The organism is Paenibacillus sp. FSL P2-0322 (assembly GCF_037975315.1).
In the GTDB taxonomy this organism is placed as follows: Bacteria; Bacillota; Bacilli; order Paenibacillales; family Paenibacillaceae; genus Paenibacillus; species Paenibacillus polymyxa_B.
Genome location: NZ_CP150243.1, coordinates 2593169 through 2610472, shown reverse-complemented (window position 1 = coordinate 2610472; position 17304 = coordinate 2593169). Strand labels below are relative to the sequence as shown.

Below are 17304 nucleotides of genomic sequence, written 5' to 3'. Positions count from 1 at the left end.
TTCCCCGCTCACTTCTCCTTGATCTGCCATACGACTGACCTCGTGCATATGCGGTGCCAGTGTTGCAACCGTTGGATACTGGAATAAATCCTTCATGTCCAGCTTATAGCCAGCCTGGAACGCACGCGATGCGATTTGGATCGCCTTGATCGAATCGCCGCCCAGATCAAAGAAATTGTCCAAAATACCAACAGTCTGTAGTCCCAGTACTGACTGCCAGACCGCTGCCAGAGCACGTTCTTGCGCGGTACGCGGCTCAGCATAATCCGCTCCGGTTTGCAGGCTGCCTTCCGGTGCTGGCAGGGCCTTGCGGTCGATTTTGCCATTTGGACTCAGCGGCATCTGCTCCAGCTGTACAAAGTACGATGGCACCATGTAGCTTGGCAGCTCCCGGCCCAGCTCACTTCTCAGCTCGCTGGCACCCATTTCTTGCCCCGCGACATAGTACGCCACCATTTGTTTTTGGCCCGTTTCGTCTGCACGCGCCATGACCACGGCTTCTCGTACCGATTCCACTTGGAGCAGCTGCGATTCGACCTCACCCAGCTCAATCCGGTAACCCCGGATTTTCACCTGATGGTCGATCCGGCCCAGATATTCAATGTTGCCGTCCGGCATCCATCTCGCCAAATCGCCTGTGCGGTACATCCGCTCATAGCCTGCTTCCCCGCCAGCAAACGGATCTTTCACAAATTTCTCGGCCGTCAGCTCCGGTCGGTTCAGGTAACCGCGGGCTACCCCGATACCGCCGATGCACAGCTCCCCTGCAACCCCGATCGGCTGCAATTGCTCCGTGCCTTCCTTCACGATGTACAGACGAATATTCTGAATCGGTTTCCCGATTGGAATGACCAAATAGGCTTCATTAGGCTCGCAATCGAAGTACGATACGTCCACCGTCGCTTCGGTTGGGCCATACAAGTTGACCAGCTTCGCTCCAGCCAGGCTCGACACAAGCCGTTGGAACCGTGCGACATGCTGTGGCGGTAATGCTTCACCACTGGCAAAGACATGGCGCAACGTACCCAGCTTCGCTTGCATCACTTCCCGCGGCTGCTGCTCCACGTACTCCAGGAACGCATGCAGCATGGCGGGTACAAAGTGCATCGTGCTCACGCCATCGCGGGCAATCGTGTCGACGATGTCTTCCGGGTTCTTTTCCCCTCCCACCGACAGCAAGCTCACCTTCGAGCCGACCAGCGACCACCAGAACAGCTCCCACACCGACACGTCGAACGTGAAGGCCGTCTTTTGCAGAATCGTGTCTTCCGCACTCAAGCCGTAACGAGCATGCATCCATAAAATCCGATTCAGCACAGAATGGTGCTCCACCATCACGCCCTTCGGTTTCCCGGTGGAGCCAGAGGTATAGATGACATAGGCTACATGGTGCGGTCCAGCCAGTGGTTCCAGATTCGAGCCGTCTTCGTGGTAAATGTCCTCGCGATCCAGCACCAGCACCTGGCCGTCGAAACTCAGCGATGCTTGCTCTGCCAGATGCGATTGCGTCAGCACCAGCTTCGCGCCCGAGTCCTCCAGCATAAAGCGGATACGATCCGCCGGATATTCTGGATCGATGGGCACGTAAGCTCCGCCTGCTTTGAGGATCGCGTAGATACCCACGATCATGTCCAGCGAGCGCTGAACCAAAATGCCTACCGGCTGATCCGGTTCAATACCTTCGGCACGCAAGGTGCGTGCGAGACGGTTGGCTCGCTCATTCAGCTCCGCGTAGGTCAACGACTCCGCTCCGCACAGCACCGCCACCTGCTCCGGTGTGTTCGCTACCTGCTGCTCGAACAGCACACTTAACGTCTGATCCTGCGGGTAGGCTGCCGTCGTATTTCCCCACACCTGAACGATCTGCGCCTGTTCTTGCGGGGTTACCAATTCCAGCTCATTCACACGGATATTCGGATTGTCCACAATTTGTCCGATGACATGGTCGATATGCCCCTGGATACGCTCCATAGCAGATCGGTTATACACCAGAGCATTGTATTCAAGCAGGATGGAGATATCCTCGTCAGGCACGACAATCAGGTTGAAATCGTAGTTGGTTTGCTCGGCAAGTTCCACATTGGCAATAGAGAAGCCATTTTGTGCTCTTGTCTCACCGGAACCGCCCACCTGCTTCATCTGTTGCCCGATCGGGTAGTTTTCAAAGACCATAATGTGATGAATTAGGTCTTGTTTTTGTGCAGTCAGTGCCTGAATGTCGTATAACGGGAACGTGTCATAGACACCAGAGGCCAAAGCCTGCTCCTGTGTGCGCTGCAATACTTCTGCAAATGTAGCATCCGGTGCACTGCAAATACGTACCGGAATCGTGTTGATAAACAACCCGATCATATTCTCCACACCCGGAATGTCTGCTGGACGACCGGATACCACACCACCAAATACAACATCCTGATGATTATTGTATTGCTGTAAAATAACGCCCCACACGCTTTGCAGCAAGGTGTTAATCGTGACATGTTGTAGCTTGGCCATTTGGTTCAATGCCGCGGTCCGTTCTTTACCCAACATAAATGGAAGCTTTTCCGAAACATAGCCGGAATGGGAACCCGCACCGCTTCCGTCTGGTTCTTCATCCCGTGCAACTACAGAAGCTTGCGTGTTCTCACCAGGCAACAAGGTTTGCTGCTCAAAACCCGCCAAATAGTCACTCCAATAACGGGTCGCTTCCTGTACATCCTGATCTTCCAACCATTCGATATAGTCACTATACGGCTTGACAAGTGCGAGCTCTGGCTGCTTGTGCTCCAGCAGGGCAACATAGGCACCAAACACTTCATCCGTCACCAGCGACAGGCACCAACCGTCCATCACAATATGATGGAAGCTCCATACAAAACGGTAGGAGCTATCACCCGTGCGGAAGACGGTTACGCGCATGAGCGCATCCTTGCCTAAATCAAAGTTTTGAGCTTTATCCTGGGACACAAATTCAGCTATAGCGTACTCACGGCCTCGGACATCCTCATAACGGAAGCTCGGATTTTTATGACGATAGACGATCTGCAACGGTTGGCCATACCAACCACTGTAGAAATTCGTCCGTAATATAGCATGTCGGCTAACCAGCAGCTTCAGACTTTCCTCGAATAGGGACGGTTCAAAGTGGCCCTCCAGATCAAAGGTCGCCTGTTCAAAATACACGCCTGTTTCTGCATTCATCAGACTATGGAACAGCATCCCCTTTTGCATGGGGGTTAACGGATACATATTTTCCAGTTCCCCAACCGTCTTGGTCTGCTCCTTAATCGTTTCTAATTGCTCCAGGGTCAGACCTTTTAGCAATACATCACTTGGAGTCAATTCGGTCCGCTCCTGCGTAACACAATGCTCGATCATTTCAAGCAGGTTGGATTTTAACAGATTAGCCAGCATGTGGACGGTGTCCTTACGGAAGGCTTTGCCGTTATACCGAATGTCCAGTTCCAGGATGCCGTTCGTTACGATTCCGCTCACATCCAGAGCATATTTCATCTTCGTCCGGGCACTAACGACCGATCCAATCGAGTAAGGAGACCAACGCATATCGCTATTTTGCAAGTCCTGATCAAACTGGCCGAGATAGTTAAAGCTCACTTGTGGCTCGACAAAAGCTTGATATTGACCAAGGTGCCGTGCATCTGCTTGCTGACCAACCGTTTGGCCGGATTCACTCAAATATCTCCATATACCGTAGCCCATTCCTTTATTCGGAATATGACGCAGACTCTCTTTGACCTGTTTGATGCGTCCCGACAAAGCGTGATCACGACCGATGTCCAGCAATACCGGATATTGACTCGTAAACCAGCCTACCGTACGAGAAATGTCCGTATCCGGCAAAATATCCTCACGTCCGTGTCCCTCCAGGTTGATCAGGCTGCGTTCATGGCCGGTCCATGTGTACAGCATCATGCCCAAAGCAGTCAGAAGCAGATCATTCACTTCCGTGTTATATGCGCGGTGTGCTTGCTTCAACAGCCGTTCAGTCTCTTCTTCCGTAAGCTGGACGACCACTGTATCCGTGTCAGCTAGGATAAATGGCTCAGCCTGCGCTTGATCCTCAGGCAAACGCACTTGGTCAGCCCAAGCGGCTGCGTTCAGTTGCTCCCAGTAGGCGTGTTCACTTTCCATGGCTGTGCTATTCGCATACGCGGAGAGTCGCCCAGACCAGGAACGGAAGGAATCCGTTTTGTTCGGCAGCTGAAGCACTTCCTGATGAACAGCCTGTTCATAGGCAGTAGCCAAATCCTCGAACAAAATACGCCAGGATACCCCGTCCACCGCCAAATGGTGAATCACTATCAGCAGATGATCCCCATCGGCACAGTGGAACAAACCAGCCTTTAACAGCGGTCCTTCTTGAAGCTGGATACTGCTTTGAATTTCGGTGGATTTCGCTTCAATTGCCGCGCTGAGCATGGCTTCATCCGTCAAATTTCTAAAGTCCAGCACGTCCAGGTGATACAGCTCGCCTTCCTGTATTCTGCGGTTCCACGCTTTATAGCCTTGCTCGGTCTTGCTGAACACCATCCGCAGAGCATCGTGGTGCTCCGTCAGCTTGCCAAGCGCCTGACGCAAAGCAGCTTCGTCAAAGCCCTGCTCCCGGTGCAGCATAACGGCCTGATTAAAGTGATGCGCATCCACTTGCTCCTGTGCAAAGAACCCGTGCTGGATCGGAAGCAACGCCGTCTCTCCGCTCACTTCTCCCTGATCTGCCATACGACTGACCTCGTGCATATGCGGTGCCAGGGTTGCGACGATGGGATAGCGGAACAAATCCTTCATGTCCAGCTTGTAGCCTGCCTGGAACGCACGGGACACGATTTGAATCGCCTTGATCGAATCGCCACCCAGGTCAAAGAAATTGTCCAACATTCCGACGGTTGGCACGCCTAGGACGGATTGCCAGACCGCTACGAGTGCCCGTTCCGGTGCAGTGCGCGGCTCTACATAATCCGCTCCGCTTTGCAGGCTGCCTTCCGGTGCTGGCAGGGACTTGCGGTCGGTTTTACCGTTTGGTGTCAGCGGCATCTGCTCCAACTGAATGAAATACGACGGCATCATATAGCTCGGCAATTCCCGCCCCAGCTCATGTCTCAGCTCACCGGCGCCAAGCTCTTGACTCGCGACGTAGTACGCCACGAGCTGTGTTTGGCCCGTTTCGTCCCCACGGGCCATGATGACCGCTTCTTGTACCGACTCCACCTGCAACAGCTGCGATTCGATCTCGCCCAGTTCGATCCGGTAGCCCCGGATTTTTACCTGATGGTCCATCCGCCCCAAATATTCAATGTTGCCGTCCGGCGTCCATCTTGCCAAATCGCCTGTATGGTACATCCGCTCATGGCCTGCCTTGCCACCAGCAAATGGATTATTTACAAATTTCTCAGCCGTCAGTTCTTCACGTTTCCAATACCCACGGGCTAATCCTTCCCCTGCAATACATAACTCGCCCGGCACACCGACGGGCTGCAACTCTCCACTCGCATTCATGATATAGATTTGGGTATTCGCGATGGGACGTCCGATATTAATGTCTTGAGCATGGGTCAGTTCCTGTACGGCCGACCACACCGTCGTTTCTGTAGGTCCGTACATGTTATAAATGCGGGGACCGTTTATTTCTTGCAGTGCTGCGAGCAGCTTGGACGGAAGGGCTTCACCCCCGACCATAATGACCTTCACGTTTCGCAGCGCGCGGGAACCTGCTTCATGACCCAGCAGCATTTGCAACCGGGATGGGGTCATTTGCAACATCTCAATAGAATGTTGAGTAATCAACTCACCAAGCGCCTGCGGATTCACCTGATGCTGGCGGTCGCCAAGCACAACAGACATTCCACCCAGCAGGGGCAGGATGGTTTCCAAGACGAAAATATCGAATGAAATGGTCGTGAGTGACAAAATGGTTTGGCTCGTTTCAAAGTCAATGGCTTCGCGCATCCCGGTAATAAAGTTGAGTACCGAGCGATGCTGGAGCATAACTCCTTTCGGATTTCCAGTCGAACCCGAGGTATAGATGACGTAAGCCAAATGCTCTGGGCGGGCAATCGTCTCCAGGTTGCTACTTTCTCCCTGATACAATGCTGCATCCTCAAGAAACATGGTATGGGCATGGCAATGGTGCTCTTCTGCCAGCTCACGACGGGTCAGAAGCACTGCGGCCTCGCTGTCTTCCAGCATGTATTCAATACGAGAGGACGGAAATTCGGGATCGATTGGCACATAAGCACCACCTGCTTTGAGAACGGCCAGGAGACCTACAATCATTTCCACTGAGCGCTGCACCATCAGACCCACCAGCTTGTCAGGTCCTACTCCCTGGGCTTGAAGCATTCGGGCCAATGAGTTTGCCCGTTCATTCAGTTCCCGATAAGTCAGACTCTGATTTCCAAACACCAATGCCACTTGGTCTGGCGTACACTCCACCTGATCCTCGAACAGCTGATGGATCGTCTGTTTGGACGGAAATGCACAAGCAGTGTCATTAAATGCCGCTGTAATCTGTTGTTTTTCCGCTGCTGTGACCAATTCCAACTCTTCAACCCGAACATTTGGGTTGAGCGAAATTTGCTCCAGGAGGCGAGTAAAATGTCCATACAGACGCTCAATGCCTTTCCGATCAAAACAGAGCGTGTTATACATAAAGCGAATCTTTATGCCTTCTCCCGGCATAACGGCTACGTTCAGATCGTAGTTGGTTTGCTCTGTAGCCACCACATTCGAAATCGTGAACGGTTCCTGTCCTTGGCCTCCCAGCTGCTCTACCTGCTGCTCCACCGGATAATTTTCAAATATCATAATATGATTGATTAAATCCTGCTTCTGCTCGGTCAGTGCCTGAATTTCATACAGCGGGAACGCATCATAGGCATTGGACGCCAGCGCTTGCCGCTGTGTTCGTTTCATCAGCTCGTTAAAGGCTTCGCCCTCTTCAGACTGCACACGCACTGGAATCGTATTAATAAATAGCCCGATCATGTGCTCCACACCTGGAATATCGCCTGGACGACCAGACACTACGCTACCGAACACGACATCCGAACTGTTGTTATATTTTTGCAACAGAACGCCCCATACGGTCTGAATCAACGTGTTGACCGTCACCTGATTTTGCTTCGCCACCCGTTCGATCTGAGCAACCAGCTCCGGCTGGAAGTCACATTCCAGATCTTCAGCAACATATTCCCCATCTTGCATCGATTTAGGCTGTGTTTTTTGCTGAGGAAGCGTAATTTGCTGCTCGTAGTCTGCCAGATATCCACGCCAGTATTGCAAGGCTGCCTCACGGTCCTGACGCTCCAACCATTCAATAAATCGACTAAACGGCGTGACAGGCTCCAGCGTTGGCTCATGACCCGCACGCAGTGCCAGATAGCTACCGAATACCTCCTGTGTCATAAAGGACAAGCACCAGCCATCCATCAAAATGTGATGGAAGCTCCAAACAAAGTGGTACGTATCATCCCCGGTTTGCAAAATGGAGACACGAATGAGTGCATCCTCTGCAAGATTGAATCCTTTCGCTTTATCCTCGATGACAAAAGCTTCAACACAAGCTTCTCGTTCCTCTTTTTCTAGTCCGCGCAAGTCTTCATAATATAATTGCCCGCTACGATTACGGAAGACGACCTGCACAGGTTCATCCTTCCATGAACTGATAAAGTTCGTCCGTAACGCCTCATGACGCTGTACGAGCAAATCAAAGCTTTTGCTGAAAGCAACCACATCAAAACGTCCATTCAATTCAAAGGTTGCCTGCTCAAAATAAGCTGCCGAACTCTCATCCATTAGACTGAAGAAGAGCATGCCATTTTGCATCGGCGTCAAAGCATACACATTTTCTAGTTCACCCATATCTTGTGTATCTTTCACCAATTGCTCCAGCTCGTCCAGCGTTACATGTTTTAACAAGACATCACTTGGGGTCAACACCGTTCTTTCCTGCGCAATGCAATGGCTAATCACCTCACGCAAGCCGGATGCCAGTAGTTCTCCAAGCCGTGCAATCGTTTCGTGCCGGAATTGTGTGGTACCGTAGCGAATAGTGAACATCAGCTCGCCATCCTCGATTAATCCATTGATATCTAGTGCAAAATCCATAGCCGCGTTCGTGCTAACAGGCACACCGATGGAATAGGAGGAAGGCTCCAGATCGTTGCCTTTATAATCCTGATCGAATTGACCCAGATAGTTAAAACTGATCTCAGGCTGAGTCTTTAACTGCACGCCTGCTTTCTCCAGAACATTCATATCTGACAGGTATCGCAAAATACCATAGCCGATGCCTTTTTGCGGAATATGACGCAGCCCTTCCTTGACCCGTTTAATCAGCCGAGCGGTATTTCCACCTTGTCCCAGACTTCCATCCAGTACAACCGGAAATTGGCTCGTAAACCAGCCGACTGTGCGCGTAATATCCACGTCGGGTACAACGGCTTCCCGTCCGTGGCCTTCCAGGTTGACCAGCACTCGTTCGGAACCAGACCAGTCATAGACGGCTTTTCCGAGCGCAGCCAGCAACAGGTCGTTCATTTCCGTGTTGTACGCGCGATGAGCTTGTTTGAGTAGCTGCTCGGTTTCCTGCTTCGTCCAGCGGACCGTCACAACCTCGCTGTCTCCGAGCAGTGCATTGTCATTCGCAAAATCCTTCGGCAAAGGCTTCGCGAGGCTGGCTTCCGCCTGTTCGATATGCTGCCAGTATGCAAACTCCCGCTCCATCGTCACACTATTTGCGTAGGCTGACAGCTGTTTGGCCCATACCTGGTAGGAATCTGTTTTATGCGGCAGTTGAATAGCTTTACCCGTTTTACCTGCAACGGCCTGCTCATATCCGGCTGCCAAGTCCTCCAGCAAAATGCGCCACGATACACCGTCCACAACCAGATGATGAATCACGATTAGCAAATGGTCGCCTCCAGCGCAATGGAACAGACCGAGCTTCACAAGCGGACCCTCGCTCAAATGAATGCTGGCTTGAATTCCACTCGCCTTGGCTTCTACAGCGGTGGATTCGTCTTCAACTCCGCTAAAATCTACGATGTCCAGTGTGAACAGCTCGCCTTCCTTTACACTGCGGTTCCAGGCGGCATAGCCTTGCTCCGTCTCACGGAATACAGTGCGCAATGCGTCATGATGCTGGACAATGCGTTCCATCGTACAGCGCAGCGCGTCGACGTCAAAGCGCCCGGCTCGATACAGCATCATCGCCTGGTTGCTGTGGTGCAGGTCTACCGGCTGTTGCTCGAAGAACCACCGTTGAATGGGTGTCAGATCTACCTTGCCTACTGCCTCTTCCTGACTGGCAATCTTGCCATCTGTACGAAGCAAAGGACTGAGTGACGCTACCGTCGGATTGCTGAACAAATCCTTCATGTCCAGTCGATAACCTGCTTGCAGCAAGCGGGACGATACTTGCAGCGCTTTGATCGAATCGCCGCCCAGTTCAAAGAAGTTATCCTGCGTGCCTACCGTTTCGGCACCCAGCACCCCGGCCCACACTGAAGCTAAAACCTGTTCTACCGTAGTACGTGGAGCCACATAGGCTGCCCCGGTATGGATGCTTCCTTCCGGTTCCGGCAAGGCCTTGCGGTCGATTTTTCCATTGTGGGTCAGTGGCAAGGTCTCCAGACGCATCAAGCGTGCAGGTACCATATGTGCTGGCAGCCCTGCTTCCAGCTCGGCCTGTACCTCCTCGATCCGCAGCTCGGATTCTCCTGTGATATATCCGCACAAGTACTTGTGTCCACGTTCGTCCGTCCGGTCAATGACTACCGCTTGACGCACACCTGGCACCCGCTGAATTGCCGTTTCAATCTCGCCCAGCTCGATCCGGTAGCCCCGAATTTTCACTTGATAGTCCATCCGGCCGATAAAGTCCACATTGCCGTCCGGCATCCACCGCGCGAGGTCACCTGTGCGATACAATCGTTCACCCGGTACATACGGATTCGCTACGAACTTCTCGGCCGTCAGGTCGGCACGGTTCAGGTATCCCCGTGCCACCCCGGCACCGCCAATGCACAGCTCGCCCAGTACGCCGATCGGCACCGGATTCAACTGGCTGTCCACGATGTAAAATCGTGCGTTCAGCCACGCCTGACCAATCGGCACACTGCCGCTGTCCGGCAGCTTCGACAGTTCTTCGTCGTAGAAGCTGGAGTCGATTGCCGCTTCCGTGACGCCATAACTGTTCATAATGCGAATATCCGCACCAAATCGTTCTTGCAGCACCCGGTAATCCGTCACGCTGCAGCTATCCGAGCTGGTGATCAGCAATTCCAGACTGCTCATGTCCAGTCCCTGTTCATGCACATGCTGCATAAACGGTACAATCAAGGCAGGGGTCGATTCGAACACCGTAATCTGATAGTCGCGAATCCAGCCGTATAGACGGCTTGGGTCAATGCGATCATCTTTCGGACAGATGACCATCGTTCCACCGTTATAAAGCGTCCGCGCGATATCCCCGACGAATACGTCGAAGGAGAAGCTTGCCAATTGCAGCAGCCGTACCGGGAACTGGTTCAGACGGTAATCCCGGCGATACGCCGCAGCTGTATTCACCAAGCTGCGATGCTCAATCATGACGCCCTTCGGACGTCCCGTTGTCCCGGACGTGTAGATCACGTACGCCAGATCCTGCGGCTCATTGATGTGCTCCACATCCGTGGGATCCCCAGTGTACAGCGACTCATCGTCCAGCGCCAGCACGGCATGCAGACGCAAGTTCGCTGCGGATTCGGATGCTGCTTCGCTGTCAGATGGCGAATCTGATTTCAAGCTTAATCCCTCATTAAGGCTGTCTCTTTCCATCGTTTCAATGCTAACCGCCGTTTCCAGCTCACCCTCAGCCTTTCCTTCGGCCAAAGCCCATCGGCTTTCATTCAGCCATGCTTGGGCACGCTCCTGCAAACCTGTTTGCGTAAGCAGCACCGTAGCACCGCTGTCCTCCAGCATAAAGCGGATACGGTCAGACGGATAATCCGCATCTAAAGGTACATATGCACCTCCGGCTTTCCATACCGCCAATACGCCGACCAGCATGTCCACCGAGCGCTCGCTCAAAATACCAACAATGGATTCACGCCCAATGCCTTCATTCCGCAATCTACGAGCAAGTTGGTTCCCACGCTCGTTCAGCTCGCGATACGTAAGTTGCCGCTCCTCGTATACAACTGCCACGTGATCCGGCACAAGCTGCGCTTGTTCTTCCACATAGGCGTGGAACAACCCTTCTGATTGCTTTTCATTACTCCATGCAGATACGCCCACTGATCCAAAACCGTCGATGATTTTCGCTTTTTCCGAAGCAGTCACCAACTCAAGCTCATCTACCAGCGCATCTGGTCTGTTAATCGCTTCTTCAATAATATGCAGCAAATGCCCGCGGATTTGCTCTATAGCTGTACGTTCCAATACTCGCGCGTTGTACTCTAAATGGACATGAATTTCATCACCCGGCACAACCGTAATGTTGAAATCATAGTTCGTTTGCTCCGATACGGAAGCATTTGTAATCGTAAAACCATTCTCACCACGGCTACCCATTTGCTCCATACGCTGTTCCACTGGGTAGTTTTCAAACACCATAATATGGTTCACCAGGTCCTGTTTTTGCTCTGTCAGGGCCTGAATTTCATACAACGGATAGGTTTCATAAGCACGGGAAGCCAGTGCCTGCTCCTGTATCTGCTTCATTAACGCAGCAAACGTAATATCTTTCTCACTGTGAATCCGTACAGGAACCGTATTAATGAACAAACCAATCATTTTGTCTATGCCCGGAATATCCGCTGATCTGCCGGATACGACACTGCCAAATACAACATCCCGACTGTTGTTATACCGTTGCAGCACAACGCCCCATGCTGCTTGCAGAAGGGTGTTGACCGTCACTTGCTTTTGCTTAACCAGCTTGTTCATCCGTTCCGTCACTTCGCGGCCCAGTGTAAACGAAAGCTTGTCCGCTTCATATTCTTTAGCGTGACCGTCCAGCTGTTTTGCCTGCGGCAATACCGTCTGCTGCTCGAAACCAGCAAAGTAATCACTCCAGAACCGTTCAGCCTCCGCGTTGTCCTGTCGCTCCAGCCATTCAATATATTCGCTGTATGGCGTTATCGGGACAAGCTCCGGCTTGCGGTCTTCGAGGATGGCAAAGTACGTATTAAATGCTTCCCCCACAACCAGGAACAAGCACCAGCCGTCCATCAAAATATGGTGGAAGCTCCATACAAAACGGTACGACTCCTCGCCTGTACGCAAAACAGACACCCGCATCAGCTCGCCTGAGCTGAAATTAAAGCCTTCGACTTTGTCACGCTCAGCAAAATCAGCAATGTATGCGTCCTGCTCTCCTTGTCCCATTGAACGCACATCTTCAAAACGGAACCCGGCATGTTTGTGGCGGTACACCACCTGTAAAGGCTGCTCATTCCAGCCGCTATAAAAATTAGTTCTGAATATTTGATGGCGATCCACCAGTTGATTTAAGCTTTCGGCAAAAGCCTCCACTTGAAAGCTGCCTTGCAGATCAAATGTCGCCTGCTCAAAGTACGCCCCGGATTTCGGCTCCATTAAGCCGTGGAACAGGATGCCTTTTTGCATGGGTGTGAGCGAATAAATATTTTCCAGTTCTCCCGCAGCAGCCGTCTGCTCTACAATATGATCCAGCTCTCCAGCCGTCAGTCCTTGGAAGGACAAATCGCTTGGCGTCAGCTCTGGCAACTCTTTTTCCACACAGTGAGCCAATACCTCACGCAAGCTCTCCTGAAGCAGATCAGCCAGCTTTTTGATTGACTTTTTCATGAACGTTTTGTTGCTGTAGCTGATCGTCAACTCCAGTGCACCGTTTGTGATCATGCCGTTGATATCCAGAGCATACCGCTTGGTTAACGTGTCACTAATGGAAGCTCCGATGGAATAAGGAGACATGCGAAAGGCATTATTCTTTAAATCCTGATCGAATTGTCCGAGATAGTTAAAGCTGATTTCCGGCTCGCTGATAAAAGGGGCTTCCCCTTCCCTGTCAGCAAGATATCTCAAAATCCCGTATCCAATCCCTTTATGCGGCAAACGGCGCAGTCCTTCTTTGACGTTCTTGACACGCCGTCCCACATTCCGATCCTCGCCCATATCGAGTACAACCGGGAATTGGCTGGTAAACCAACCGATCGTACGCGTAATGTCTACATCCGGCAAAATGGCTTCCCGTCCGTGCCCCTCCAGATTTACAAGCACCTGACGGATGCCTGCCCACTCCTGAATTGCAGTGCCCAGAGCTGTCAGCAACAGGTCGTTTGCTTCTGTATTGTAGACGCGATGAGCTTGTTTCAAGAATTGTTCCGTTTCTTGTACCGTCCACGCTACTGTCAGTGTCCGATCATCGCGAAGCTGTGGCTTAGCCTGAGATTTACGAGTGTAATCTTTAGGCAAGGATGTCTGACTCTTCCCTGCTTGCTCAATCTGCTCCCAATACGCACGCTCATTCTCCAACGCTCCACTGTTCGCATAAGCGGATAGCTGATCTGCCCACAGACGGAAGGAATCCGTTTTGTTGGGTAAACGGACAGACTCGCCCTGTAAAGCCTGCTCATAACCGGATGCCAAATCCTCCAGTAAAATACGCCAAGACACGCCGTCGACCACAAAATGGTGGATCGCTACCAACAAATGGTCTCCATCGGTGCAACGGAACAGACCCAGCTTCACCAAAGGGCCTTCATCTAGACGGATATTGCTTTGAATTTCGCTGGCTTTGTCCTCCAGCAAATGAGCAAAGTCAGACTCATTTGTAAAATCAACTACTTCGAGGCTGTACAATTCTCCTTCTTGCACGCGACGGTTCCATGCTTCATACCCACCGTCCGCATTTTGGCGGAATACGATGCGCAAAGCATCATGGTGCTCGACAATGCGTTGCAGTGCCTGACGAAGCGCCGTTTCATCCAATCGATCCTCACGATGCAGCATCAGAGCCTGGTTATAGTGTTCAGGATTGGATGGCTGCTGTTCAATGAACCAGTGTTGAATCGGTGTCAATGCCACGTTTCCACTGACTTCTCCTTGATCGGAAACGCGGCTCACCCGCTGCACTCGTCCATTCAGCTCAGCAATCGTCGGATACTGGAACAACTCCCTCATTTCCAGCTTGTAACCATTTTGCAGCAGTCTTGAAGACACCTGGATGGCCTTAATCGAGTCGCCCCCCAGATGGAAAAAGTTATCCAGCACACCAATATGCTCAATACCAAGTACAGATTGCCACACAGACACTAGCGTACGTTCTACCTCATTACGTGCCGCTACGTAATCCTCACCGGAATCCACGCTTCCTTCTGGTTGCGGCAATGCCCGACGATCCACTTTGCCATTTGGTGTCAACGGCAATTGCTCCAACTGCACAAAATATGACGGTACCATGTAACCCGGCAATTCTTGGCTCAAGGCGCTTCGCAGCTCGCTAGCCGCGATATTCGCAAGGGTGACTACATATGCACAGAGCTGCTTTTGCCCCTGCTCATCCTCACGTGCAATGACGACGGCTTCTTGCACCGCCTCCAGCTTCAGCAGCTGTGCTTCCACCTCGCCCAACTCAATCCGGTAGCCCCGGATTTTCACCTGTGCGTCAATCCGTCCTTTGTATTCCAACGTCCCGTCCTCATTCCAGCGCACCAAATCGCCTGTGCGGTAGCAGCGCTCTCCGCTGCGGAACGGGCTGTCTACAAACTTTTCAGCCGTTAAATCCGGACGGTTCCGGTAGCCACGTGCCACCCCGTCGCCGCCGACGATCAACTCCCCCCATGCCCCGACAGGCTGAAGCTGCATGGAACGGTCTACGACATACGCTGTGGAGTTGTGAATCGGACGCCCAATCGGCACCGCTTCCAATTGCACGCTGGCAATCGCATGAGTTGTAGAAAAAGTTGTATTTTCTGTCGGCCCATAGCCGTTAATGATCCGCAGGGACGGATGAGCCTCCAGCACCCGGTTAATGTGCGGTACGGACAGCACATCACCACCGACCAGCAGTTCTTGTACCCCCTCGAACAGCTCCAAGTCCTGCTGAGATAACTGGTTAAAGAGCGGTGCAGTCAGCCACATTGTCGTGATACCATGGTCGCGCACGGCTTCCTTGAGCTTTGGAGCGTCCAAAATGACATCCTGACTTACCAGCACGAGCTGTCCACCATTCAATAGCGCACCCCAAATTTCGAAGGTGGACGCGTCAAAGACAACGGCGCCAGTTTGCAAAATGCGTGTATCAGCATCTAATTGCGCATAGTTTGTACTTTTCACCAAACGTACGACATTGCGATGTTCTACCATAACCCCTTTGGGCTGTCCGGTCGTGCCCGAGGTGTACATCAAATAAGCTAGTCGGTTTCCAAAATTACGTTCTTGTTCTCCAGCAGTGCTGTCTACGACAGACGAGGATGATTCATTTAAAATCTCATTTTTCAGATTAGTATAATCGGTATAATCCGCATGATAAGCCTCGTTTTGCTCCCAATGTACGGTATTCAAGCCTTGGTCATTCTCTGCCCCGTACACCTTAGCATCGCTCAGATCCAGTACGATTCCGGTGTATTCCTCCAGTTGCTGTTCTGCATGCTGCACCAGCAGCAACTTCGCCCCCGAATCTTCCAGCAGGTAACGTACACGTTCAGCCGGATAATCAGGGTCAATCGGCACATATGCGCCGCCCGCTTTGAGAATCGCCAACATGCCGACAATCATATCGGTGGAACGCTCAGCAACGATACCTACAGTTTGCTCGGCGGTAACACCGTATCCGCGCAACGTGTGAGCCAGTCGATTTGCTTTAACATTCAGTTCGCCATAAGTTAAACGGGCATTTCCGAACACAACTGCTGTCTGATTCGGTGTACGTTCAGCCTGTTCCTCAAACAACTCATGAATGCCTGCTTCGTGTGGATATTCCACCGCAGTAGCATTGAATACGTCGACGATTTGTGCCCGTTCTTCCTCACTGATCAGCGACAATTCCTGTATCCGCTTGTGTGGGCCCTGCACCATATGCTCCGCCACACTCAAAAATTGTCGAATAATTCGAGCAATTTCCTGTTCACTAAACAGCTCGGTACGATAATCTAGGTACAGCACGAGTCTATCGTCATCCAGCATTTCAACCATGTGAATATCGAAGTCGTTCACCGTATCTCCGCAGAAATCGTTATCTACCTGCTGAATGGCTTCATCAAACCGGGAGAAACTCAATGTACGATACTGGATGGAAGCACCAAACAGACGCTGAATGTCCAGACTGCTTTGCTGTTCACGCAAATCCTGAATAATTTTGTTGTATGGGTAACGCTGATGCCGCAAAATGGACGCCTGCTCCTTCCCTACACCTTGCAGGAAGGTCAGCAGTTCGGATTCTGGTTCGACCAACAGACGCGTAGCCACGGTGCTGACGAACATACCGATGGTATCCTTTTCTTTCTTAGACGTACGGTTGGCATAGAGTGTCCCCACGGTTAGGTCCTGCTCTCCCGTCACTTTATGCAAATAAATATACAGAGCCGCCAGGAAGAACGTGAAAATACTAATTTTATGTTCCTCGCAAAAAGCCGTAACACCACGATACAACTCATGTTCCAGTATAAAGCTCTCCCGGCGTGCAGCTGTGCTCAGTGTCAGCGGGTTATATGATTTCAAACCTGTAGTCTCTGGCAAATCGGCAAACTTTTCTGTCCAGTACGTTTTGTCCTTCTGATAACGGTCTGATTGCTCATAGCTTTGCTCTACCTGGATAAAATCCAGATAGGGATTGCCTTTGGTCGGTGCATCTTGACCTGTACCATGCACAATATCCATATAATGTCCGGTGATTTCATTAATGGCCTGATTCATGGACACGCCATCTGAAATAATATGATGCATTTTAAAATTAAACCATGTTTCTTCTGCTCCGAGCTGCAAGATAACAAATCGGTACAGCTGCGAATCCAACAATGAGAACGGCTGTGGATTATGACGCTTTAACCATACATTCGCTTCTTCCGGGGCAACTTGGAGCGTTTCTATATTTTCCGCCGTAAACGGCTCTACATATTGATATGGAATCCCATCCTGAGCAGTGATCTTGATACGGAAAGAATCATTTTGGGCAATCACCCGGTTCATTGCTTGTTGCAAGGCATCTATACGAACAGTTCCCCTGATTTTTACTGTTGCAATAATTGTTGATGTGTTCCGATTAGGATACAGAAGCTCCGTATACCAAATCCGTTGCTGTGGCTGGCTTAGCGAAAATAATTGAACATCTTGCTGTGTCAT

1 protein-coding gene (running past one end of the window) is annotated in these 17304 nt (G+C 51.5%); it reads right to left on the bottom strand.

Annotated elements, in window-relative coordinates; translation table 11 throughout:
- Positions 1 to 17304, bottom strand: the beginning of a protein-coding gene (locus MKY24_RS11650) for a non-ribosomal peptide synthase/polyketide synthase (protein ID WP_339202017.1). 24930 nt of this gene lie to the left of the window's left edge; the window shows 17304 of its 42234 coding nt (coding positions 1–17304); it begins with the start codon at positions 17302 to 17304; the stop codon falls past the left edge of the window.